Origin of the sequence: Mesorhizobium vachelliae, from assembly GCF_033977325.1 — a bacterium.
GTDB lineage: Bacteria > Pseudomonadota > Alphaproteobacteria > Rhizobiales > Rhizobiaceae > Mesorhizobium > Mesorhizobium vachelliae.
This window is the reverse complement of record NZ_JAVIIR010000002.1, coordinates 275,599-299,387: the sequence shown is the minus strand read 5'-3', so window position 1 is coordinate 299,387 and position 23,789 is coordinate 275,599. Positions and strand designations below refer to the sequence as shown.

At 64.3% G+C, this 23,789-nt stretch carries 22 protein-coding genes; 12 read left to right on the top strand and 10 right to left on the bottom strand.

Annotated features, from left to right (window positions below; all coding sequences use genetic code 11):
• Genes RFM41_RS05085 through betI form a run of 3 tightly spaced genes read right to left on the bottom strand, consistent with a single transcriptional unit; the run spans position 1 to position 3,124 of the window.
• Complete coding sequence (locus RFM41_RS05085; RefSeq protein WP_320246526.1) at positions 1-1,011, bottom strand: threonine/serine dehydratase family protein; 1,011 nt, start codon at positions 1,009-1,011, stop codon at positions 1-3.
• Positions 1,008-2,537, bottom strand: coding sequence for a choline-sulfatase (gene betC, locus RFM41_RS05080; RefSeq protein ID WP_320246527.1), 1,530 nt, complete (start codon positions 2,535-2,537; stop codon positions 1,008-1,010). Before betC ends, RFM41_RS05085 begins: the two co-directional genes overlap by 4 nt.
• A complete protein-coding gene (gene betI / locus RFM41_RS05075; RefSeq protein WP_320246528.1) occupies positions 2,534-3,124 on the bottom strand; it encodes a transcriptional regulator BetI in 591 nt (196 codons plus the stop codon). Before betI ends, betC begins: the two co-directional genes overlap by 4 nt.
• A gap of 188 nt (positions 3,125-3,312) precedes the next feature.
• On the opposite strand from betI, the gene RFM41_RS05070 reads away from it, so the two are divergent.
• A complete protein-coding gene (locus RFM41_RS05070) occupies positions 3,313-4,479 on the top strand; it encodes an acetyl-CoA acetyltransferase (protein ID WP_320246529.1) in 1,167 nt (388 codons plus the stop codon).
• A 56-nt stretch (positions 4,480-4,535) separates the two neighbouring features.
• A complete protein-coding gene (locus RFM41_RS05065; protein ID WP_320246530.1) occupies positions 4,536-5,540 on the top strand; it encodes an asparaginase in 1,005 nt (334 codons plus the stop codon).
• Here the strand turns inward: RFM41_RS05065 and RFM41_RS05060 are convergent.
• Together RFM41_RS05060 and RFM41_RS05055 are read right to left on the bottom strand one after the other, a co-directional pair.
• Entirely contained in the window at positions 5,533-6,012 is a 480-nt protein-coding gene (locus RFM41_RS05060; protein WP_320246531.1) for a GNAT family N-acetyltransferase, read from the bottom strand. The genes RFM41_RS05065 and RFM41_RS05060 overlap by 8 nt on opposite strands.
• Positions 6,012-6,293, bottom strand: a complete 282-nt coding sequence (locus RFM41_RS05055; RefSeq protein ID WP_320246532.1) for a type II toxin-antitoxin system TacA family antitoxin — start codon at positions 6,291-6,293, stop codon at positions 6,012-6,014. The genes RFM41_RS05060 and RFM41_RS05055 overlap by 1 nt, the downstream gene beginning before the upstream one ends.
• 181 nt (positions 6,294-6,474) lie before the next feature.
• Here RFM41_RS05055 and RFM41_RS05050 point away from each other — a divergent pair, with 181 nt between their 5' ends.
• Complete coding sequence (locus RFM41_RS05050; RefSeq protein ID WP_320246533.1) at positions 6,475-7,287, top strand: class I SAM-dependent methyltransferase; 813 nt, start codon at positions 6,475-6,477, stop codon at positions 7,285-7,287.
• Here RFM41_RS05050 and RFM41_RS05045 read toward each other — a convergent pair.
• Positions 7,284-8,660, bottom strand: coding sequence for a TIGR03808 family TAT-translocated repetitive protein (locus RFM41_RS05045; RefSeq protein WP_320246534.1), 1,377 nt, complete (start codon positions 8,658-8,660; stop codon positions 7,284-7,286). The two genes, RFM41_RS05050 and RFM41_RS05045, sit on opposite strands and share 4 nt — an antisense overlap.
• 106 nt (positions 8,661-8,766) lie before the next feature.
• Here RFM41_RS05045 and greA point away from each other — a divergent pair, with 106 nt between their 5' ends.
• Positions 8,767-9,249, top strand: a complete 483-nt coding sequence (greA, locus tag RFM41_RS05040) for a transcription elongation factor GreA (RefSeq protein WP_320246535.1) — start codon at positions 8,767-8,769, stop codon at positions 9,247-9,249.
• On the opposite strand, the gene RFM41_RS05035 is transcribed toward greA, so the two are convergent.
• From RFM41_RS05035 to RFM41_RS05020, 4 genes are all read right to left on the bottom strand, one after another.
• Positions 9,246-9,632 carry a type II toxin-antitoxin system death-on-curing family toxin gene (locus tag RFM41_RS05035; protein WP_320246536.1) on the bottom strand — a complete coding sequence of 129 codons (387 nt, stop codon included), beginning with the start codon at positions 9,630-9,632 and terminating at the stop codon, positions 9,246-9,248. The genes greA and RFM41_RS05035 overlap by 4 nt on opposite strands.
• Entirely contained in the window at positions 9,629-9,859 is a 231-nt protein-coding gene (locus tag RFM41_RS05030) for an AbrB/MazE/SpoVT family DNA-binding domain-containing protein (protein WP_320246537.1), read from the bottom strand. The genes RFM41_RS05035 and RFM41_RS05030 overlap by 4 nt, the downstream gene beginning before the upstream one ends.
• Before the next feature lie 72 nt (positions 9,860-9,931).
• Positions 9,932-12,055, bottom strand: a complete 2,124-nt coding sequence (gene scpA / locus RFM41_RS05025; protein WP_320246538.1) for a methylmalonyl-CoA mutase — start codon at positions 12,053-12,055, stop codon at positions 9,932-9,934.
• Positions 12,052-13,494, bottom strand: coding sequence for a methylmalonyl-CoA mutase subunit beta (locus RFM41_RS05020; RefSeq protein ID WP_320246539.1), 1,443 nt, complete (start codon positions 13,492-13,494; stop codon positions 12,052-12,054). Before RFM41_RS05020 ends, scpA begins: the two co-directional genes overlap by 4 nt.
• A 250-nt stretch (positions 13,495-13,744) precedes the next feature.
• Between RFM41_RS05020 and RFM41_RS05015 the strand changes: the two genes are divergently transcribed.
• From RFM41_RS05015 to RFM41_RS04980, 8 genes are all read left to right on the top strand, one after another.
• The gene (locus RFM41_RS05015; protein WP_320246540.1) at positions 13,745-15,268 is read left to right on the top strand and encodes a helicase HerA-like C-terminal domain-containing protein; all 1,524 of its coding nucleotides are present in this window, start codon (positions 13,745-13,747) and stop codon (positions 15,266-15,268) included.
• Positions 15,269-15,478: 210 nt separating this feature from the next.
• Positions 15,479-15,676 (top strand): hypothetical protein, encoded by a 198-nt coding sequence (locus RFM41_RS05010; RefSeq protein ID WP_320246541.1) that lies wholly within the window; start codon positions 15,479-15,481, stop codon positions 15,674-15,676.
• Between the two features lie 543 nt (positions 15,677-16,219).
• Positions 16,220-16,957 carry a helix-turn-helix domain-containing protein gene (locus RFM41_RS05005; protein WP_430691502.1) on the top strand — a complete coding sequence of 246 codons (738 nt, stop codon included), beginning with the start codon at positions 16,220-16,222 and terminating at the stop codon, positions 16,955-16,957.
• Between the two features lie 138 nt (positions 16,958-17,095).
• On the top strand, positions 17,096-17,881 hold the full coding sequence (locus RFM41_RS05000; RefSeq protein WP_320246543.1) for a helix-turn-helix domain-containing protein: 786 nt from the start codon (positions 17,096-17,098) through the stop codon (positions 17,879-17,881).
• Positions 17,882-18,079: 198 nt separating this feature from the next.
• The gene (locus RFM41_RS04995) at positions 18,080-18,535 is read left to right on the top strand and encodes a hypothetical protein (RefSeq protein WP_320246544.1); all 456 of its coding nucleotides are present in this window, start codon (positions 18,080-18,082) and stop codon (positions 18,533-18,535) included.
• Positions 18,532-22,365, top strand: coding sequence for a YadA-like family protein (locus tag RFM41_RS04990; RefSeq protein WP_320246545.1), 3,834 nt, complete (start codon positions 18,532-18,534; stop codon positions 22,363-22,365). The genes RFM41_RS04995 and RFM41_RS04990 overlap by 4 nt, the downstream gene beginning before the upstream one ends.
• Before the next feature lie 187 nt (positions 22,366-22,552).
• Positions 22,553-23,005: an invasion associated locus B family protein gene (locus RFM41_RS04985; RefSeq protein WP_320246546.1), complete on the top strand. Its 453-nt coding sequence runs from the start codon at positions 22,553-22,555 to the stop codon at positions 23,003-23,005.
• 14 nt (positions 23,006-23,019) lie between these two features.
• On the top strand, positions 23,020-23,745 hold the full coding sequence (locus RFM41_RS04980) for a hypothetical protein (protein WP_320246547.1): 726 nt from the start codon (positions 23,020-23,022) through the stop codon (positions 23,743-23,745).
• The last annotated feature ends 44 nt before the right edge of the window (positions 23,746-23,789 follow it).

Here is a 23,789-nt window from a genome sequence, read left to right as displayed (position 1 = left end):
TCATATGCGCCCATCGTTCATATGCGAGATGAAATCGGCGAGCGAGACATTGCCGCCGGTTGCAACCACGAGGACGGTCTTGCCCGCCACATCCACCTTGCCGCCGAGCAGCGCCGCGAGCGATGCCGCGCCCGAAGGCTCGAGCACCAGCTTCATCCGCTCGAAGGCGACCTTCATCGCCCGCCGCACCGCGGCGTCGTCGACGGTGACGCCGCGCACGCCGGCAGCACTCACCGCCGCGAAGGGCGCGTCGCCGGGCTTGCGCGCCATCAGCCCGTCGCAGATCGATTTCGGCCCGATCGGCATCGTTTCGATCGCGCCATGCGCCAGCGACGAGCCCATGCCGTTGAAACCCTCCGGCTCGACCGCGATGATCTCGGTCTTGGGCGACACGTAATGGAAGGCGAGCGAGACGCCGCCGATCAACCCGCCGCCACCGACCGAGCAGAACACGAGGTCGGCATGCGCCTTCTTCGTTGCCAACTGGTCGAGCGCTTCCAGTCCGGCGCCGGCCTGGCCGGCGACGATCTCCGGATCGTCGAAGGGATGCAGCAAGGTGAGGTGCTCGGTCTCGGCGATCTCGCGCGCCTTGGCGGCGGCGACTTCCTCGCGGGCGCGGTCGCCATGGTCGGTCAGCACCACGCGCGCGCCATAACCGGCCGTCGCGTCGCGCTTGGCGGCGGGCGCGTCGATCGGCATGACGATGGTGACGGGAATACCCAGCGCCTGGCCGGCGGCCGCCAGCCCTTGCGCGAAATTGCCGGAGGAATAGGCCACCACGCCCTTCCTCGCTTCATCCGCCGAAAGCCGGCTCAGCCGCCAATAGGCGCCGCGCACCTTGAAGGAGCCGGCCCATTGCAGCGACTCCGGCTTGACGAAGACGCGCGCGGCGCCGGTCTCCTTGGCCAAAGCCGCCGACTCCAGGAGCGGCGTCACCTGCGTGGCCGTCGAGGTGACGGCATAGGCGTGTTTCAGGTGGTCGAGGGTAGGGACGAGAATGTCTGCCATCATTCGCCTCTCGGATATCGTTTGCTCTCTTCGAGATTGTCGAGGTTCATGTGATTGCGCATGTAGCGTTCCGACGCCTTCTGCAGCGGTTGGAACTCCCACGGGTAATAGGCGCCGTTGCGCAGCGCCGGGTAGACGACCCAGCGGCGCGCCTGGCTTTCGCGTACGGCGGCGTCGAAGCTCGCCATGTTCCAGCGCGCACGGACCTTTTCCATGAAGGCCGAGACCAGATCGGCGTGGGCCGGGTTGGCGGCGAGATTGTCGAGCTCGCGCGGATCGGCATCGAGGTCGAAGAGCTGCGGCGGGTCGAGCTCGCAATGGACGAATTTGTATTTGCCCTCGCGGATCGCCACCATCGGCGCATAGGAGCCTTCGGCCGCATATTCCATCAGCACCGCCGCCGAGCGCCCCTTACCGGCGGCAAGCGGTAGCAGCGACTGGCCGTCCGTCCATGGCGAAATCCCGCTCATGTCGATGCCGGCGAGGTCGCAGAGCGTCGGCGCGACGTCGAGATTGGAGACAGGCACCTCGATCAGCCCGGCGTCGATGCCCTTGCCGGCCATCATCAGAGGCACGCGCGCCGCACCTTCGTAGAAGCACATCTTGAACCACAGCCCGCGCTCGCCCAGCATGTCGCCATGGTCGGAGCAGAACAGCACGATCGTGTCGTCGGCCATGCGGGTGCGCTCCAGCACCGACAGCAACTCGCCGACCTTGTCGTCGAGATAGGAGATGTTGGCGAAATAGCCGCGCCGTGAGCGGCGGATCTGTTCCGGCGTGATATCGAAACTGTCGTAGTCGGATGCCTTGTAGAGCCGCTTCGAATGCGGATCTTGTTTGTTGAAGGGAATGAAGCCGACTTCCGGCTCCAGCGCCGGGCAGTCCTCATAGAGGTCCCAGTATTTGCGCCGTGCGACATAGGGGTCGTGCGGATGGGTGAAGGAAACGGTCAGGCACCAGGGCCGGCGCGCCGCACCGTCCGATCCGCGTGAGAATTCATAGAGCTTCTGCATCGCGTGGAAGGCGACCTCGTCATCATACTCCATCTGGTTGGTGATCTCGGCGACGCCGGCGCCGGTCACCGAACCCAGATTGTGATACCACCAGTCGATGCGCTCGCCGGGCTTGCGGTAGTCCGGCGTCCAGCCGAAATCGGCCGGGTAGATGTCGGTGGTGAGCCGCTCCTCGAAACCGTGCAACTGGTCGGGGCCGACGAAATGCATCTTGCCGGAGAGCACCGTGTGATAGCCGGCGCTGCGCAGATGATGCGCGTAGGTCGGGATCGAGGAGGCGAACTCGGCGGCGTTGTCATAGACCTGCGTGCGCGACGGCAATTGCCCGCTCATGAAAGAGGCGCGCCCCGGGGCGCAGAGCGGCGAGGCGGTGTAGTTATTGGCAAAGCGCGCCGAACGCGCGGCCAGCGCCTTCAGATATGGCGCATGCAGGAACTCGGCCGGGCCGTCCGGGAAAAGCGTGCCATTGAGCTGATCGACCATGACGATCAGGAAATTGGGTCGTCGGGTGGTCAAGGCAGGTTCCGTCCGTTGAGCTTGGTTTCGAGATAGTCTTCGATGAGCGCGATGGCGCTCTGCGCGTTGGGGGTGCCGTCCTTCAGCGCGCGGCGGATATAGAGCCCGTCAATCAGCGCCGCGGTCGCTTCCGCCACGCGGTCGGCCTCGGTCCGACGCAGGATGCCGGTCAGCCCGCTCATCAGGTTCGAATTGAGCCGCCGCGCATAGATGCGCAGCAGCCGCCGCAGCTCGGTCGATTTCTGCGCCTCGACATAGAAGGCCAGCCACGCGGCGATGATCTGAGGCTGGAACTGATCGTCGGAGAAGTTCACCGCAACCACGGCCGACACGCGCTGGCGCGGCGTGACGGCAAGGCGAAGAGCGCGCCTTGTGTCGCTGTTGAGCTCGGCAAGGATGTGCCGCATCGTCGCGAACAGCAACTCGTCCTTGGCGCCGAAATAGTGATGCGCCAGCGCCGACGACACGCCGGCGCGCCCCGCGATCTCCGACATGGTCACGTCCAGCGATCCGCGCTCGCCGATCGCCGAGATCGTTGCGTCGATCAGCGCCTTGCGGCGCACTGGCTCCATTCCGATTTTCGGCATTTTGAGGGTCCGTTTCGAAGGGAGATTATTTTTTATTGACGCGTCAATCAATAAAAAATTGATGCTGGGATCAACCGATCGTGTTGTTCTGGCCCATGCCTTGGGCTGGAAAACGGTTCATTGTTGAACAACATTGAATCACGTGCCGCGAAGGATCGTGCTAGGCTGCGGCGCAAATGGAGGTTGCCATGACCGCATGCATCGTCGGCTGGGCGCATTCGCGCTTCGGCAAGCTCGAAGGCGAGACGCTGGAGGGCCTGATCACCAAGGTTGCCGTCGAGGCGCTCGACCATGCCGGCATCGGTCCGGATGACGTCGACGAGATCGTGCTTGGCCATTTCAACGCCGGGTTCTCGCCCCAGGATTTCACCGCGAGCCTCGTGCTGCAGGCCGACGACCGGCTGCGCTTCAAGCCGGCGACGCGCGTCGAGAACGCCTGCGCCACCGGTTCGGCGGCAGTGCGGCAAGGCATCCGCGCCATCGACGCCAACGCCGCCCGCATCGTTCTCGTGGTCGGCGCCGAGCAGATGACGACGACGCCCGGACCCGAGATCGGCAAGAACCTGCTCAAAGCATCCTACCTGCCTGAGGATGGCGACACGCCGGCCGGCTTTGCCGGCGTCTTCGGCAAGATCGCTCAGGCCTATTTCCAGCGCTATGGCGATCAGTCTGATGCGCTGGCCATGATCGCGGCCAAGAACCACAAGAACGGCGTCGAAAATCCCTACGCCCAGATGCGCAAGGATTTCGGCTATGAGTTCTGCCGCCAGGAGAGCGAGAAGAACCCCTTCGTCGCCGGTCCGCTGAAGCGCACCGATTGCTCGCTGGTCTCCGACGGCGCCGCGGCGCTCATTCTCACCGACACCGCGACGGCGCTGAAGATGCGCCGTGCCGTGACCTTCCGTGCCAACGAGCATGTGCAGGACTTCCTGCCGATGTCTAAGCGCGACATCTTATCCTTCGAGGGCTGCGAGCGCGCCTGGGAGCAGGCGCTGAAGAAGGCCGGCGTCACGCTCGACGACCTCTCCTTCGTCGAGACGCATGACTGCTTCACCATCGCCGAATTGATCGAATATGAGGCGATGGGCCTGGCCAAGCCGGGCGAGGGCGCCAGGCTGGCGCTGGATGGCACGACGGCGAAGGACGGCCGCCTGCCGGTCAATCCCTCCGGCGGCCTGAAGGCCAAGGGCCACCCGATCGGCGCCACTGGTGTGTCGATGCATGTGCTCACCGCCATGCAGCTGACCGGCGAAGCCGGCGGCATCCAGGTGCCGGGCGCAAAGCTCGGCGGCATCTTCAACATGGGCGGCGCGGCCGTCGCCAACTACGTTTCCATTCTCGACAGGATTCGCTAGAAGCGGCCCGCATTGAAGCGGCGCGCCCACCAATGGGCGCGCGTGCGGGAGGCAAGATGGCAAACCCAGTTCTGGTCGAAGTCACACGTGGCGCGGTGGTCGAAAGTGCCCATCGCGGCGCCGTCAGCGTCTTCGATGCCGACGGCAAGCCTGTCCTTGAGATCGGCGACACCGACCGTCCGGTTTTCCCGCGCTCCGCGGTGAAGGCGATCCAGGCCTTGCCGCTGGTCGAATCGGGCGCTGCCGACGCCTATGGCTTCGGCGACCGCGAACTGGCGTTGGCTTGCGCCTCGCATTCGGGCGAGCCTGCCCATGTCGAGCTGGCCACCGCGATGCTCGCCAAGGCAGGCCTCGACAGGACGGCGCTGGAATGCGGCGCGCATTGGCCCTCGAACCATGAGGCCACCATCGCGCTCGCCCGCGCCGGCGGTGTGCCGAACGCCTTGCACAACAATTGCTCCGGCAAGCATTCCGGCTTCCTCTGCACCTGCGTCCATTCGGGCATCGCGCATGGCGGCTACGTCAAGGCCGGCCATGCGTTGCAGGAGATGGTACGCGACGCTATGCAATCCGTGACGGGCGCGGCGCATGACGTCGACCATTGCGGCGTCGACGGCTGCTCGATCCCGACCTATGCCGTGCCGTTGAAGAGTTTTGCGCTGGGCTTTGCCCGCATGGCGACGGGCAGGGGCATTGCGCCCGAGCGCGCCAAGGCCGCGAAGCGGCTTCTCTCGGCTTGCATGGCCGAGCCGTTCCTGGTCGCAGGCACCGGCAAGGCCGACGTCGCGCTGATGCAGGCCGCGCCCGGCCGCATCTTCGTCAAGACCGGCGCCGAAGGCGTCTACTGCGCGGCATTGCCCGAGCTTGGTCTCGGCATTGCGCTCAAATGCGATGACGGCGCCGGCAGGAGTGCGGAGGTGATGATCGCCGCGGTCCTGACGAAGCTGCTGCGCGGCGATGAGGCGGTTGCGGCAAAGCTCGCCGAACTCGCCCATCCTCCAGTCGAAAGCCGCGTCGGCGCCAAGGTCGGCTCGCTGCGGCCGACAGCGGCATTCAACTAGCCGTCTTCAGCGACAGCACCAAAGTCATCGGATTCTTTGGGGAAGCCTGGAAGCCATAGCGCTCATAAAACGTCTTGGCTTCATCCGATATGGCATGAACCAGGAGACCGCGAATGCCGAGAATGGCTGCCGCCTGACCGGTCCGCAGCACCGCGTCCTGCAACAGGGCGACGCCCAGGCCCTTGCCCTGCCAGCTCACATCGACAGCCAGACGGCCAAGCACAGCCATGGGCACGGGATCAGGCATGTTGCGGCGGATCGAACCGGGTGCATCCGTGAGGTCAAGTCCGCCTGATGAAAGGCAATAATATCCAACGACCCTCGTGCTTTCCGCAACCGCATAGGTTCTGGACGCTCCGCTGACTTGATTGGCGCGCGCCCGCCGTCGAAGCCATTGGTCGAGGCTGTCGGTCCCGCTTTGAAAAAGGTCGAGTTCGTGACGATCGGCGAGAAGGGCTGGCGCCGAAAGCATCAGTCCCGCCAGGGCTTGGGCGCATTCATCAGCCGGGCAAATCCCTCGCCGCCCGGTGGCTGGTCGAGGATATCGAGATAATGCTGATAGCTCTCGGCATCGACCTTGATGAGCGTCTGGTCGAGCAGCGTGTCTTCGGCTGCGCGGTAGGCGGCGTCGATCATGAAGTCGGAGCGGGTCTTGCCGCGGATCTTCGCGGCACGGTCGATCAGGATGCGGACGTCTTCGCGGATGCGCAGATTGACGGGCTTAGCGTGGTTGTCCTGGTTTTTAGTGGCCATGGCGATGAATCCTTCCATCACCGATAGCATTTTTGCATACACAATGTGTATCTAAATCTAATGCTGCGAGATTTGGCCGCCGACAACCCGGAAAAACGCTGCCCACGACAAAACCGGACAGCAACGAGTTCATTTTTTTGCTAGTCTCCCCACCATCCAACGGGACGGGCGGGTGCTGACCATGCATGAAGCGGACAAGGTGTTTGCCGGGTCGATCCCGGAAAATTACGATCGCCATATGGTGCCGCTGATTTTCGAGGCCTATGCCGCGGAGACCGTACGGCGGGCGGCTTCCTTCTCGCCGCTGGCCGTTTTGGAAACCGCCGCGGGCACCGGGGCTGTCACCCGCGCGCTGGCGCCACGGCTTTCTCCCGGCGCCAGCTACACCGTAACCGACCTCAACCAGCCGATGCTCGACTATGCGGCCTCGCGCCAAGGGCCTGACAGCCGCATCACATGGCGCCAGGCGGATGCCCTGAAGCTGCCCTTCGAGGATGCGGCCTTCGACCTCGTCTGCTGTCAGTTCGGCGCGATGTTCTTTCCCGACCGCCCCGCTGCGTATCGCGAGGCAAAGCGGGTCCTGAAGCCCGGCGGACATTTCCTGTTCAGCGTCTGGGATCGCATCGAGGAGAATATATTCGCCGACGACGTGACGAATGCCCTGGCAACGATCTTTCCGCACGATCCGCCGCGCTTCCTGGCGCGCACGCCGCATGGCTATCACGACAAGGTGCTGATCCGTAGCGATCTGGCTGCCGCCGGATTCTCCGACGTGGCGATCGACACCATTGCCGAGCAGAGCCGCGCATCCTCGCCGCGCGTTCCGGCCGTCGCCTATTGCCAGGGCACCCTGCTTCGCAACGAGATCGAGGCCAGGGAGGCCGGACGATTGGCATCCGCGACCGACTATGCCGAATCCGTGATCGCTGACAAACACGGCCGTGGCGAGGTTGCCGCCAAGATCCAGGCCCACATCATCGTGGCCTCGGTCTAGCTGACCTTATTGCGCTCCACGGTGAGATGCGCGTAGCCGGTATCGGTTGACCGAGTGAGGTCGCCGGTCACCGGATCGGCCCAGCGCTGGCCGATGATGGCGCCGTTCTTGGCGCCGTCGATGACATTGTCCGAGATGACGGCGGTGCCGGAGCCTTCGACGACCGAAACGACGATGCCGGTGCCTGCCTGGCGTATGATGTTGCCGGTTGCCACGACATTGCGCAGATAAGGCCCCCAGCCGAGTTGCATGCCATAGAGCGGCGCGTTCTCGACGACATTGCCGCAAACCGTCGTGTCGGCTTCGGCGCTGATGCCGACGCCGAAGCCGGGCGGGTCGGCGGTGTAAGGGCCGGTGGTGGAGAGGTTGCGCACGATGTTGTTCGAGCAGATCGCCATGCGGCCGCCTTCGTTGAAATTGACGATCGAGATGCCGTTGGCCGCGCCGTCGACCAGATTGTTGCTGAGGATCGCGCCTTCGAAGGAGAATTCAGAATAGATCCCGGTCTCGCCCGAGCGCGAGCAGGTGTTGCCGGTGATCTGTAGGTTGCTGGAACTGTTGGCGCGGATCGCGGTGAAGGCGCAGTCGGAAACGACGTTGCCCGAGATTATCACATTGCCGGCGCGGAAGGCGTTGATGCCGTTGCCGTTCTGGCCGGTGCCGCCGCTGCGTGCGCCGATGCGCTGCACGCGGTTGCCGCTGACGATGGTGCCGTCTTCCGCAGCCTGCCAGCGATGCACCAGGATGCCGCCGTCGGCGCAATCGGACACGGTGTTGCCGGAAATCTCCAGCCCGCCGGCCTCGACCGAATAGATGCCGGCATCCGCGGCGCCCGAAATATCGGAGCGGCCGACACGGCCGACAGCGTGCTCGAGCGCCAGCCCGTTCTTGCCGCTGCCGGTCACCTGGCAATTGTCGATGACGAGATGGCCGACGCGGCGCAGATCGAGCAGGCCTTGTGCGTAATCGGCCAGCCAGCGGTTGGCGCCGTCGAACACCAGGCCGGTGAGCTCGATATGCTCGGCCTGTTCGGCCATCATCAGATGGCCGTTGCCGCCATAGACGATGCGCGTCGCGCCGGGCACGCCCGAAAGCCGCACGCGGGCCGGCAGCTTGAGGTTCGAGACGAGATAGGTGCCCGGCGGCAGGAACACCGGCTGGTCACGGTCGCTGGCCTCGGCCAGCATCTTGGCAAAAACCTTGCTCTGGTCGTCGACCGCTCCCGGCTGGACGCCGATCTCGGTAGCGTTGATCGAGCCGCGCATCGCGGCCATCTCGATGCCTGGCAGTGACTTCGCCGCAGCCTTGCCGGCAAAGACGCCGGCAACGGCGAAGCCGGCGGTCCGGGCTAGCAGCGTTCGTCTGTTCAACATCGGCACAGGTCCTGGCGTTTCACCCTGTCTGCCGCAGGAATCGTGCCAGGGTCGGCTTATTGCCAAACCGCTTGTGCCGTGGCCCCGCCAAGCCTAAGTTCAGCGTATGAGCAGAGCTTTTACCCGCGAAGAAGACAGCGAAAATGCCATTGCCGGCGTCGGTGAACGGCCGATCAGCACGCACCGCAATCTGGTGACCGAGCGCGGCCTTGCGATGATCGAGGAGAATCTGGCGGATCTGCGGGACGTGATGGCCAAAGCCGAGAGGCGCGGCGATCGCGAGCGCCTTGCGGTGGTTTCCCGCGACCTGCGCTACTGGACCGCGCGGCGCGAGAGCGCGGAGCTTTCCGTGCCCGAGCCGGGCAGCGACGTGGTGCGCTTCGGCATGGGCGTGACGCTGGAAGGCGACGACGGCAAAAAGGTGCATTGGCGCATCGTCGGCGAGGACGAGGCCGATCCGTCAAAGGGCAGTATTTCCCATGTCTCGCCGATGGCCGTGGCCCTGTTCGGCAAGAAGGTCGGCGAGGTCGTCACCGTCAACGGCAAGGAATGGGAAATCGTCAAGCTCTCGGACAAGGCCGAGAATTAGTCTTCGAGCTTGACGGTATGGTCGCGGAAGAAGGCCGCAGCGCCAGCCTCGTCGATTTCACCGGCGGCGACCATCATGACTAACTGGATGACATCCTGCTGCTCAGCTTCGATGCTCAAACCATTGAAATAGAGAAACAGGTCGGCTGCAGCAAAAGCCGTGCGCTTGTTGCCGTCTACAAACGGGTGATTCTTCGCAATGCCGAAGAGATAAGCGGCTGCCAGTTCGCAAAGATCGGGCTCGCCGTAGGCCTCTTTCTGCTGGGGTCGGGCGAGCGCCGACTCCAGCATCCCTTCGTCGCGAATCCCCGGCGCTCCGCCGTGGAGGCGCAATTGCTCGGCGTGCATCGCCTCCACGAATTCCCGCGAATGATGCTCGGTCATTTCGCGAGCGCGCGGTAGGCAACCTCGTATTTCTTCATCCGTTCGCGCGCGATCTTCATCTTGCGTTCGAACTCTTCGGCAGAGTCTTCCAAGCGGCGCAGACGAAGCTCCTGGCCCTCCTGGACGACAACCACATTGTCGCCGGTCTTCAGGTTTAACCGATCGAGAAGCTCTTTCGGCAGGATTAGGCCGTCGGAGTTGCCGATCTTTCGAATGGTGGTGTTCATGACGGATCGTCCTGTTGCAACGCTAATTATAACGTGTAGCGCCGGACGTTACAACAAGAATTATAACGGCGCTCACCGAGCCGCCAGCAATCGATCCATCAGCCGGTTCGCCGCGTCCGGGATGACCGTCCCCGGCGGGAAGATTTCCGCGGCGCCCGCCGCCAGCACCGCGTCATAGTCCTGCGGCGGGATGACGCCACCGGCGACGATCAGCATGTCGGCATGGCCGAGCTTCTTCAGCGCGTCCTTGAGCTCGGGGATCAGCGTCAAGTGCCCGGCGGCTAAGGAAGAGGCGCCGATGATGTCGACGTCGTGCTGCACCGCGAGCTTCGCGATCTCGTCCGGCGTCTGGAACATCGGCCCGACGGTCACGTCGAAGCCAAGATCGGCAAAGGCGCTGGCGATCACCTTCTGGCCGCGGTCGTGACCGTCCTGGCCCATCTTGGCGACCAGGATGCGCGGCTTGCCGCCGGATTTTGTCTCGAACGCTTTGATCTTCTCCTGCAGCGGCTCGAGCGCCGGGTTGTCGCCGAGCGCGTCGCGATAGACGCCGGAGATCGTCTGCACAGCTGCCGTGTGGCGGCCGAACACTTTTTCCAGCGCCAGCGAAATCTCACCGACCGTGGCGTTGGCGCGCGCCGCGCGGATCGCGAATTCAAGCAGGTTCTCGTTGCCCTCGGCCGCGCGGGAAAGGGCAGCAAGCGCATCCTCCAGCGCCGCGACGTCGCGGGTGCCTTTGAGCCGCTGCAGCTTCGCCAACTGCCTGGCCTTCACCTCGGCATTGTCGATCTTCAAGACATCGACCTCGATGTCGGTCTGAGGGCGGTGCGCGTTGACGCCGACGAGCACCTGCTCGCCGGAATCGATGCGCGCCTGGGTGCGGGCGGCGGCTTCCTCGATGCGCAGCTTCGGAATGCCCTTTTCGATCGCCGCCGCCATGCCGCCGAGGCTTTCCACCTCCTCGATATGGGCGAGCGCGCGCGCCGCCAGATCATGCGTCAGCCGCTCGACATAGGCAGAGCCACCCCACGGATCGATCATGCGCGTGGTGCCGGATTCCTTCTGCAGGATGAGCTGCGTGTTGCGCGCGATCCGCGCCGAATGGTCCGTCGGCAGGGCCATCGCCTCGTCGAAGGAGTTGGTGTGCAGCGACTGGGTATGTCCCTGCGTCGCGGCCATCGCCTCGATCATCGTGCGGGTGATGTTGTTGTAGGGGTCCTGCGCGGTCAGCGACCAGCCCGACGTCTGGCAATGGGTGCGCAGCGACAGCGAGCGCTCGTCCTTCGGCGCGAAATTCTTCTTCATCAGGCTCGACCAGAGGAGCCTTGCGGCTCTGAGCTTGGCGACCTCCATGAAGAAGTTCATGCCGATGGCCCAGAAGAAGGACAGGCGTGGCGCGAAGCGATCGATGTCGAGGCCGGCGGCGACGCCTGCGCGCGCATATTCGATGCCGTCGGCGATCGTATAGGCGAGCTCGAGATCGGCGGTCGCGCCGGCTTCCTGCATGTGGTAGCCGGAGATCGAGATCGAGTTGAACTTCGGCATGTTGTGCGAGGCGTAAGCAAAAATATCCGACACGATCCGCATCGAAGGCTTCGGCGGATAGATGTAGGTGTTGCGGACCATGAACTCTTTCAGAATGTCGTTCTGAATGGTGCCGGCCAGATCCTTCTGCGCGACGCCCTGTTCCTCCGCCGCGACGACGTACAAAGCCATGATCGGCAGCACGGCGCCGTTCATGGTCATCGATACGGTCATCTCGTTGAGCGGAATGCCGTCGAAAAGCTGGCGCATGTCCAGGATGGAATCGATCGCCACCCCCGCCATGCCGACATCGCCGGCGACGCGCGGATGGTCGCTGTCATAGCCGCGATGCGTGGCGAGGTCGAAGGCGACCGACAGGCCCTTCTGGCCGGCCGCGAGGTTGCGCCGGTAGAAGGCGTTGGATTCCTCGGCTGTCGAGAAGCCGGCATATTGCCGGATCGTCCAGGGCTGCTGGACATACATGGTGGGGTAGGGGCCGCGCACGAAGGGCGGCATGCCCGGATAGGTATCGAGATTGGCGAGCCCCTTGAGATCGCCTTGGCCGTAAAGATGCTTTACGGCGATGCCTTCCGGCGTCATCCGCTGGCCTTTGACCTCGACCGGCGCGCGACGCGGCGCCGACCAGCCGATCTGGCTGAAATCCGGGATCATGATCCGGCTCCGATCGACTGGTCGATGCGCACCGGAAACAGCGGCTCGCAGGTCGCAACGCCTTCGGTCAGCGCCGGGCGCCGCTCCTGCGGCAGTGTCTCGACCGAGCGTTCCGTGCCGACGCGGTAAAGCGTCGTGCCGACAAGGCCGCGTTCGCCCGACCGGTAGGCGCCATTGCGCTTGGCGGCGGCCGTCTGCACGCGATTCTGGATATAGCCCTGCTGCAGGCTAGCGAGCACGCCGCCCTCGGCCTCGATGCGCTGGAATTCTTGCCAGGCTGCGGCGCAGAGATCGTCGGTCAGCGCCTCGACCGCGCCCGAGCCGCTGGCGGGGTCGGCGACATGGCCGAGATGGCTCTCCTCGGCCATGATGAGCTGGGCGTTGCGGGCAATGCGGCGGGCAAAGCCGGCCGGCAAGCCATGCGCGATCGTGTGCGGCAGGATCGAGATCGAATCGGCGCCGCCGGCTGCCGCCGCGAACGCCGCGATCGCCGTGCGCAGGATGTTGGTCTCCGGGTCCGCCATCGTCATCATGCGATAGGACGTCTCGGCATGGATGCTGGCGGTCGAGGCCGGAATCGAGCAGGCCTCCTGGATGCGCGCCCAAAGCTGGCGCAACGCCCGCACCTTGGCGATTGAGATGAATTGGTCCTGGTCCACGCTGAGCGCGAAGCCGATATGGGGTGCCGCATAGACCAGCGGCTGGCGCGCCTTCTCGAACATCCTGAGATAGGACACGACGGACGCCATCATCGTGCCGAGCTCCTGCGCCTCGGTGGCGCCGGCATTGTGGAAGACGCGGCCGTCGGCCTCGAGCAGCACGCCCGGCACGCCCATCGAGAAGAAATGCGCCAGCGACTGCGGCATCGATTCCTGCAGCGCCTCGATCGATGTGCGCAGCCGCCCGGTGCCGGCGAAGATCGCCGCCGGGTCGATGCCGAAGGAAAGGTTGAGCTTGGTCGGATCGGAGCGGCGCTTGCTCAAGAAGGCGAGCAGCCAGTCGGCCACGGCGCGGCTCCAGGGATGCGCGTCGATGCGCACCTGCACGTGGTTGAGCGGCACGCCATCGAGCACCCTTTCCAAGGCGTCCGCGGTGCGCGGCAGGCCGTAGCCGAAGGCATTCGGCGCGCCCTCGAAGACAAGCGACAGGCCGGTGGCGCCCTGGGCGATGTCCTCCAGGGCTTGCGCGCTGGCCCGGGCGATGTCCGGATCGTCAACACGCTGGCTGACGATCCAGGGCGCGGTCGGATTTGTGCGCGGCAATGGCTCGGCGGCGGTCGAGCGTTGGCTGAGCGGCTCGATGCGGATTCCGTCATCGGTGTGCGAGACGAGCTTTTCCTCGAAGGAACCGCCGGCAAGCGCCTTTTCCGCCAGCGCCCGCCAACGCTTGGCGTCCGGGTTCGGAAGGTCGACATCCCTGGTCAAGGCGCCGGCGCCCATCGCTCTCCTCGCTTCTCGGCCGCATCAGCCGGTCCAGCCAATCTAAGGTCAGGAACCGTATATCACAATGCGTCATCCGGCCGGGTTCTTTCTCGGCCAGCCAATCGATTGCCAAACACGCGCGGAATCCGCAAGCGCCAAGGGCCAAATTCGCTGTGCCGCAAAATCGATACCGGGCATTGCCGCATGCGGCTGGCGTTACTATACCTCGGGTTGAGGCCTTGAGCGGAACAGATTGCGGAGACCGGATATGGTTGACGAGACCAGCATCTTCATCGGCGCCAGCCGCAAGCCCGACGATTCCTACCAGCGCGCCGAAGAGCTGTTGCTGCGCTATGGCAACCGCCATGGCCTCGTCACCGGGGCCACCGGCACTGGCAAGACGGTCAGCCTGCAGATCCTGGCCGAGGGCTTTTCGAACGCCGGCGTGCCTGTCTTCTGCGCCGACATCAAGGGCGACCTTTCCGGCATATCCATGATGGGCGAGGCCAAGGATTTTCTGGTCAAGCGCGCCGAGCAGGTGAAGCTCGATCCTTACCAGTTCCAGAAATTCCCGGTCATTTTCTGGGACCTGTTCGGCGAGCAGGGCCACCCGATCCGCGCCACCATCTCCGAGATGGGACCGCTGCTGATGTCGCGGCTGATGAATCTCACGGAAGCGCAGGAGGGCGTCATGAACATCGCCTTCCGCATCGCCGACGAAGAGGGCCTTCTGCTGCTCGATCTCAAGGACCTGCAGGCGCTGCTCGCCAACATGGCCGACCGCTCCGACCAGCTCAGCGCCCGATATGGCAATGTCACCAAGCCCTCCGTCGGCGCAATCCAGCGCACGCTCCTGGTGCTCGAGCAACAGGGCGCAGCGAACTTCTTCGGCGAGCCGGCGCTGCGCATCGCCGATCTGATGCGCACGACGCGCGACGGCCGCGGCGCGATCAGCGTTCTGGCTGCCGACAAGCTGATGATGAATCCCAGGCTCTACGCCACCTTCCTGCTCTGGCTGATGTCGGAGCTGTTCGAGGAACTGCCCGAAGTGGGCGATCTCGACAGGCCGAAGCTGGTGTTCTTCTTCGACGAGGCGCATCTTTTGTTCGAGGACGCGCCGAAGGTGCTGATCGACCGCGTCGAGCAGGTGGTGCGGCTGATCCGCTCCAAGGGCGTCGGCGTCTATTTCGTCACCCAGAACCCGCTCGACATCCCTGAAAAGGTGCTCGCTCAGCTCGGCAACCGCGTCCAGCACGCGCTGCGCGCCTATACGCCGCGCGAACAGCAGGCGGTGCGCACGGCGGCCGAGACCTTCCGGCCCAATCCCGATTTCGACTGCGCCACCGCGATCACCCAGCTTGCCACCGGCGAGGCGCTGGTCTCTATGCTGGAGGACAAGGGCGTTCCTGCCATGGTCCAGCGCACGCTGATTAGGCCGCCGTCATCGCGGCTCGGACCGATCACGCCCGACGAGCGCCGCAAGATCATCGCCGAGAGCCCGGTCGCCGGCCAGTATGATGAGGCCGTCGACCGCGAGTCGGCCTTCGAGATCCTGCAGAAGAAGACCAAGGAGGCGCAGGACGCCGAGGCGCAGGCAAAGCAGCAGAACAGCGGTGGCTCGCGCTGGACCATTCCCGGTTTCGACGATGTCCTGGGAACAGGCAACCGTCGGTCCTCCAACCGCCAGACCGTGGCCGAAGCCGCCATCAAGTCGGTGGTGCGCTCGGTCGGCTCCTCCGTCGGCCGCGCCATCGTGCGCGGCATCCTGGGGAGCTTGGCGCGGGGACGGTAGAGGCGCCAGCCCCGCTCGGAAGATCACATTGGCGATCTGTTTCACTGGGACAAGCAGAATCGGGTGGCTCGCCAAGCCCGAAACGATCAGAATCGCCCTGTGGTTCGATTCGAGCCACCTGTTCTTTCGCCGCGTTTCCAGATTTATTGTATTTTAGCGCGAATAAAATTAACGATGTAGTCTATTGGCTGACGGCGGAGGGGAAGCCAAATGGAGAAATTCGGCTTCGATGAGCCGCCCATGAGTGGCGCCGCCGACATCTCGGCTGAATGCCGATGCCGACTGATGCCTCTGGTCAATGAGATCGTCGAGGCAGCGGTCGCGGCCGGATGGAACCGCGACGATGTTCTTCTGGCCCTGGTGGAACTTGCATGGGATCTCCACGAGACACGTCGCGCTGATCAATAGCAGCCGGCCGCGAGCCGGATGGCTTCTCCGAGGCGACCAGGCCCGAACTGCCGACCTGCCGGACGGCCGATTGCCATAGAGCGCGAAGCCAGGTGACCGAGGGTTCGGATTCGACAGCCCCGTGGAGAAGGCTGCGCTGAGCGAACCGAAGATTGTGCCGACCTCCTTCATCGCGGTATTTCCCTTTTTTTAACTCACGTATAATTCTTCCTTTGCATGCGGTGGTTTCTCTACTTGCGGCGCGCGCAGCTCGCTGACTTTGGGGAAGCTTCGGGCTAAAGGAAGATTGCGGTCTCAATCCCTGCTTGCCTGCTCGCAGGATGTGGGACTGAATCGACAGGCAAGCGACTGGGGCAAGGCGCGATGGCGGATGCGGGCGAGGCTCAGGATGGCGGCAGCGCCCACAGGGATCGGTTGGCTCGGCATGTCCTGGACATAATTCCCGACAATGCGGGTCCGAGAAGAGCCACCGCACGGGGCAGCGTCATACATTCCGTCCGTGGCGGTCCAGGGTCGCAGAGGTTCCTGGCCAAGGAGCACTCCGTGGGGATCGTGCTGGCGCCCACACGCAAATTGAGAGCCTCGCTCGGCAGTGACAGGATCATAGAATACGATGCGCCGGTCGGCTGTATTGCCGTCAATCCGGCAGGCGTCGACAGCACCCTCGCTTGGTCGACGACCAGGGAAAACGCCATCATCTCCATATCTCCCGACGCGCTTTCGGAATTGGCCGCCCATGAATTCGATCTCGGCCACGCTGAGCTCCAACCGCCCGCGTTCGGCACGGTCGATCTCTGGGCCCTCAGCATAGCTCAAAGGATCGCCGCCGAGCTGGCTGCGGAAACAACTCCGAACGAACTTTATCTGGATTCATTGGTGACGGTGTTCGGCGTTCATATGCTTCGCACCTACACTGGCCGCGGGAAACAGCCTGTGTTGCCCAAAGGTGGTCTCTCTCTCAACAGTGCCCGACGCGTGCGGGAATATCTTGATGAGCGTTTCACGCGAAAGGTGCTCATCGCCGAGCTCGCCTCGGTGGCGGGCGTTTCACCGAACCACTTCATATTGAGGTTCACCAAGACATTTGGAATGCCTCCCCATCGGTACCTGATCAATCTGCGCTTGGATCTGGCCGAAAAGCTGCTCGCCGATGGCAAGATGACGATTGCCGAAGTCGCCTTCGTGGCAGGATTTTCCGACCAAAGCCACCTGGCCGTCACCATGAAGAAGTACCGGGGCAGAACGCCAACCAAGGCCGGCCCCGCTTCCTTCAAAAGCTGAAGCTCTGGTGTGGCAAGGCGGCTACTCTTGCCGCCCGGCGATCGGAGGCCGGAGTTTCTTACAAAGAATCCGGTATTTTCCAAGATACGCCGGCCACGAATGCCCCCATTTTCGCCGCGAAAAATCATTCGGTGCGCGATGGGGCTTTCCGACGACCGTTCGATGCCGCGTGTTGGATCGTCCTCGGACACCCAGTTCGCGGAAATCAACATCGTCGTCCCGAAGGTCGAAACAGCTTGGGCTGTCCTGCGGCGCCAATGTGCCAGCCAGATCACCGAAGCGGAGATGGAACCATCTCCCTGCATTGCGTCTGGATCGCGCTCTCTGGCCCATGCGGAGCAGGAGCCTGCTCTGGTGCCGCAACCTACGCAGCCGCTTGCCGTCAGGCCGGGCCCGGTGGTGCCGACATCACATGTGCGATCACGAATCGTCGTGGCCAAGGAACCGAAAGCACTCTCTAAGGTTGAGCGAAAACCAAGGAGGGCTGAGCGTCAGGAGGCCGAGTTGCGGCGCAATGATGATCTGCCGGCCTGGTTGGCAGAAATCCCTCCCGAGAGACGGCCGCTGCTGAACGCCAAAGGCGGGCTGTCGATCAGTTGCACCCGGCTGGTGCTGCAATTCCTGAGCAAGAACTTTTCGCGAAAGCTTTCGCTCGCGGAGATGGCGGCGGTATGCGATCTCTCCCCCTATCATTTCACCCGGGCGTTCTCCAGGACGTTCGGCGTGCCGCCGCATCAATACATTCTCATTCTTCGCCTGGACTTTGCCGAAACGCTGCTTGCCGACAGGCGCATGTCGATCACGGACATTGCCGATTTGAGCGGGTTCTCGAGCCAGAGCCACTTCACCACGACGATGAAGAAGTATCGCAACGCGACTCCGCAACAGTTGCGGGCGAGGCAGGCTCGTTCGCAGCCCGGTTAGATAATTGTTGATTTAGCAATATCTCAATTATAAATCTGCTTATAAAAGAATTTCCTAAAGTAATTTTGCGTTAACCTCTGGGCGAGCTGCTGTATATTTTTAAATAAACAGCAATTTGCTGAAATACGAAACTCCGAAAACCTGTCTTTCTCCAGCAAGTCCGACTATTTCCGGATTCTGAGGCGGCTGCGAGGGGGCATGAGCGACGGTACGGCCATCGGCCGAAGCCTTTCCGAGGAGATCGGCTATTGGCTCGAGTCGGCGTCGAGGACGCTCGAGAAGCGCTACGGAAACAGCGTGCCGCTCGCCAAGCAGGATGTCCTGCTCGCCCATTATCTCTACGGCCTCACCGCCGTTGTCCACGCCGGTGATGCGCCTGCCGTCCACCTGGCCGCCTTGCGGTCCTATCTCGGCCGACTGATACCGGACGAGCGGGTCGCGAGGGCGCTCACGGCCGTGCCCGAGGCGGGCGACGCCTGGCTTGGGAACACGCTCGATCGCGTCGAGGCGATCGGTGAGAAACAGGGCCATGTGCTGCTCGCGCATGGTGCCGACGTCGTCATTCCATTTTCGAGCAGACACGCTTCAGCGGCAGGGTCGGCGGAACCTGCCGTTATCGAGCGCGACCCACCAAAGGAGGCACTCTCGCAATGACTCTCAGGCAACGAACCATCAGGCGCGGATCGGCCCGCTTCGCTGGAAACTGGGTTTCCGGCGCCGCCGACAGCCGTTCGCTCCGTCGCCGCCTCATGGCGGCGCTGCGCAGCGCGCATCGCGTGCTCGGCTTCAAGCGAAGCCGCCTTGGGTTGGGCGCGCTGGGAACCGGCGGGGCGGCGGGAGCGCTGCTTGCCACCGCGGGGATCATGATCCCGCAGGCGGCATTCGCGCAGGTCGCCATTGGCAATGGGGTTGTGACCAATGTCGCGAACTGCACGACACCCTCTGCAGGGGGGCAAAGCGTAGCCATCGGCTGTGCCAGCACCGCCACCGGTTCCGCCTCAACCGCCATCGGCGATGGTGCCAAAGTGAATGGCGACAACGGCGTGGCGTTAGGTACCGGTGTCACAGCAACGGGCAATGCTTCGATCGCCATCGGCTATACGATGGGTGTCAATGGCCTCAACGCCATAGGCGTGGGTGTCTTCGCGAACGCGACCGGCGTCAATGCCCTTGCCGTGGGCGGGAACGCCCACGCACTCGCGGATGGAGCATCGGCCTTTGGTGTCAACACCACTGCAAACGGCGCGAACTCCCTCGCTCTCGGCTCGACGGCCAGCGCTTCAGGGGGCGCCTCGGTGGCCATTGGATTGTCCTCCAACGCCTCGTCTTCAAATGGTTCCGCGATAGCGATGGGAGTCGGCGCCAAGGCCAACGCCGGAACGGGCGGCGGTTCTCCCGTTGCCATTGGCACGAATGCCAATGCAAGCGGCACCGCTCCCGCCGGCTTCACGTTCGAGGCCGTTGCGCTCGGCACGGCCGCAACCTCGACCGGGGCGTGGTCGGCCGCCGTCGGTTCGACCGCTTCTGCGACCGGGACCGGGGCCAGCGCGTTCGGAACCTCCGCCACAGCGTCGGCGAACCAATCCACGGCGGTCGGCAACGGGGCAACTGCTTCCGGTGTCGGAACCACAGCCATGGGATACCTCGCCAAAGCCGCCGGGACCAATGCCGTTTCGATTGGCACCCAATCCAGCGCCGCCGGGTTGAACTCCCAAGCGCTCGGCAACGTCGCCAATGCCTCGGCAGACTTCTCGCTCGCGCTGGGCAACCAAGCCGTATCGAGCGGCGTAGGCTCGGTCGCGGCGGGCTCTGGATCCCGGGCCACGGGCACCTCCGCCACGGCGCTGGGCAACAACGCCACGGCGACCGCCGCGAACGCAAACGCTATGGGATTGGGTGCAGCGGCCAGCGCCACGAATGCCACCGCGATCGGGACCAACGCCAAGGCCGATTCGGCCGAGGCGGTCGCGATGGGCACGAATGCGGTCGCGACCGGCGGCAAGGCCGTCTCGATCGGCTCCGGCAACACGGCCTTTGGCGATGGCGCGGTCTCCATCGGCGATCCGAGCTATGCCAGCGGCACCGGCGCCTTCACCGGCGGCGCCAACAACATCGCCAATTCAGACGGCACGGCGACCGCCACCGCCGCCAACCAGGCCGCCGGCGCCGTCGCTATCGGCAACAACAACAGGGCGATCGGACAGGGCTCCGTGGCGCTGGGCAATGGCTCAACCGCGGGCGCCGCCGGCTTCGTCGGCAATGTCGCGCTGGGCAATGGCGCGACCGCGACGGCAAGCTCCGGCGATGTCGCGCTGGGCTCGGGCTCGGTGACCACCACTGCCGTCGGCACCGGCGGCACGACGATCGGCACCACCGCCTACACCTTTGCCGGAACGACGCCGACCTCGACCGTCAGCATCGGCGCGCCAGGCGCGGAGCGGACGCTGACCAATCTCGCCGCCGGACGGCTCAACGGCGGTTCGACCGATGCGGTCAATGGCTCGCAGCTCTTCGCCACCAACCAGCAGGTGACGCAGAACACCACCGACATCGCCAATATCGGAAATACGATCACCGACATAAACAGCGGCGCGGGCATCAAGTATTTCCACGCCAATTCGACGTTGCCGGATTCTCAGGCGGTTGGCGTCAATTCGGTCGCGATCGGCCCGAATGCCGTAGCGACCAACGCCGGTGACGTGGCGATCGGCCTCAATTCCGTAACCGGCACCACGACCCCGGTTGGGGGCACTACGATCGGCGGTGTGAACTATACCTTCGCCGGCGGGACGCCGGCCGGTGCGTTCTCGGTCGGCTCGGTGGGTGCCGAGCGCCAGATCCAGAACGTCGCGGCCGGGCAGTTGAGCGGCTCGTCGACCGATGCCGTCAACGGCTCGCAGCTCTTCGCCACCAACCAGCAGGTGACGCAGAACACGACCGACATCGCCGCCAACACCGCCGACATCACCAACCTTGGTAACACGATCAACAATTTCGCCGGCGATACGTCGACCGTCTACACCGACGCCAATGGCGAAGGCATCCGCTATGTCCGCACCAATGACAGCACGCTCCCGGTCACCGACGCATTCGCGCAAGGTGTCGGCTCCTCCGCGCTCGGCTACCAGGCTACGGCATCCGCTGGCGATTCGCTGGCCCTCGGCCGCGGCACCCAGGCCACCATCCTCGGCTCAGTGGCACTCGGCGCCGGCTCGGTCTCGGATCGTCCGGTGGCGCCGGTATCAGGGTCGATCCTCTCCGGCACCGGCCTTATCCCCTACAACACTGCGGACATGAGCCTGCTCGGCGCCGTCTCGGTCGGCACCTCCACATCCTACCGCCAGATCATCAACGTGGCCGACGGCACCGAGGACCAGGACGCGGTGACGCTTCGCCAGTTGAAGGGCGCGCTGAGCTCCTTCGCGGTGACAGGGACCATGTACTTCCATGCCAATTCGACCGCTTCGGACTCGCTTGCGGTCGGCGCCGAGTCGGTCGCGATCGGTCCGCGCACCACCGTCAACGGCGACAACGGCATCGGCATGGGCAATGGCGCCATCGTCCAGCAGACGGCGCCCGGCGGCATTGCGATCGGCCAGACGGCCACCGTCAACCAGGCCGACAGCATCGCCCTTGGCACCAACTCGACGGCCAACGGCGCCCAGTCGATGGCGCTTGGCGCCGGCGCCACGGCCAACGAACCTGGCAGCGTAGCACTTGGCGCAGGCTCGACGACGGCAGTGGCAGTCAAGACCACCGGCACGACGATCAACGGCGTCGCCTACACCTTCGCCGGCACCAATCCGACGAGCACCGTGAGCGTCGGCAGCGTCGGCAATGAGCGGACCATTACCAATGTAGCGGCCGGGCAGATCAGCCAGACTTCGACCGACGCCATCAATGGCAGCCAGCTCTACGCCACCAACCAGGCTGTCGAAGCTGTGAAGGGGAGTGTCGGCGACCTGAACGAGTTCGCCATCCAGTACGACAAGAATGGAGACGGCTCGAAGTCGAACTCGGTGACGCTCGTCGGCGGTGATGTCAACGCGCCTGTCGTCATCCACAATGTCGGCGCCGGCACAGCTAACACCGATGCGGTCAACGTGCAGCAGCTCAATCAAGGACTGGCGACCACGTTTGACAACTCAAAGACGTATACCAATCAAGTTGCGGCCACGACGCTGCAGCAAGCCAATGCCTACACCGACTCCAAGCTCAGCCAGCTCAACATGGATATGGATGAGGCTCGGGGCGAGGCACGGCAGGCCGCGGCGATCGGCCTTGCGGCCGCCTCGCTGCGCTACGACGACCGTCCCGGCAAGCTGAGCGTGGCGGCAGGCGGCGGCTACTGGCGCGGCGAGGGGGCTGTCGCGTTCGGCGCCGGTTACACCAGCGAGGACGGAAGAGCCCGGGCAAATCTGTCCGGCACGACGGCCGGCGGGCACTGGGGTGTCGGCGCGGGCGTCAGCTTTACGTTGAACTAGAACGCGATCCCGAAAAGTGTGTAGCGGTTTTCCGAAAGATCACGTTCCAACAATAAGTCTCTCCATGCCCAGGCACGCGGTCGCTGCTGTCGCATTCTGCATGGCTTGCCTGCTCCTGTCCGGCCCGCGCGCGGCCGGACAGGAGGCGGCCCCGTCTGCCTATCGGATAAAGCCTTCGGATGTCGCGGTGCCTCCGGACGTCAAGCTCGGCCAGTATCAGCGCACCACGCGCCCGTTCGAGAACTGGACGCTGATCTGCGACGAAAACCTGCAGGCCAGGAAGAAGGTCTGCAACATCAGCCAGTCCTTCGTCGACCAGAGCCAGGCCGTGGTCTTCAGCTGGTCGCTCGCGGCCGACGAGAAAGGCAAACCCTTCATGATATTGCGAACCCCGAGCGCGACAGGCGCGGGCAGCAAGCTTTCGCTCAGATTTGCCGGCCGCAAACAGGCGGTCGACATTCCATTGCAGGGCTGCAACGCGTCGGTCTGCGTCGGTTATATGCCCGTGGGCCCTGTGCTCCGCGAGCAGATCGGCAAGGAGACCACCGCGCAGGTCTCCTATTCCCTGCCGTCGGGCGCGACCGTCAGCCTGGATGCTCCTTTCAAGGGGCTCAGGACCGCGCTTTCGACCATCAAATAGAAAGACTTAGCAAGATGACACGCCAATCCATCGAGGACAGAATCCTGGCGCGCGCCGAGCCCGTTGCGCTGTCCGAGCCGCCGGTTGGCTCGCCGCCACGGCGCTCGCCAGCATGGCGCCTGGTGCGAAACACGGCGCTGCTCGGCGCGTTCGCGGCCCTGGTCGCGGCGGCGGTGATCCTGTCGTTCCGACTCTATCCCGCGCTCGGGACATTCGTCGCGGGCACGGCCTCCGCGCAAGCGCAAGCGCCCGTGCAGGGCGAGCCGGCGCAAGCCGCGCCTGCGCCGGCAGATGCCTCGGCGAACAACAATCCGTTTCAGGCGCATGTCGCCCAGGCAGGCCTCCGCACCTGCGCCAATCTCTTTGCCACGCTCGGAAAGGCTCTGACCGCGGGATCGACCTATGCGGTCCAGACGCAATGGGACAAGACCTCACCCGATGCGCATGCCGTGCAGGCCCTCGCCGGGATGAGCTACAATCTGCCGGATTACAAAACGCAGGCGGCCGGCGTCGTCTTTGCCTCGCCCGTCGGTCAGACCTGCGAGGGTGGCTTCGTTCGCGTGGCGCCGTTCCAGCGCTCCTGTCAGGAAGTCGCCGGGACGCTCCCGAAGGGCAGCCTTCTGGCGGACAATCTTTCGAACACGATGCTCTTCAACCTGGCCAACAATGGCGGCCAGGCCCTTTTGGTCCCCACCGGCAACACCTGCATCGTCGTCTCGGTCGCCCGCATGGGTGGCTAGCACCGCGAACCGAGGTGGATTGCTGAACAGCTCAAATCTGGAGC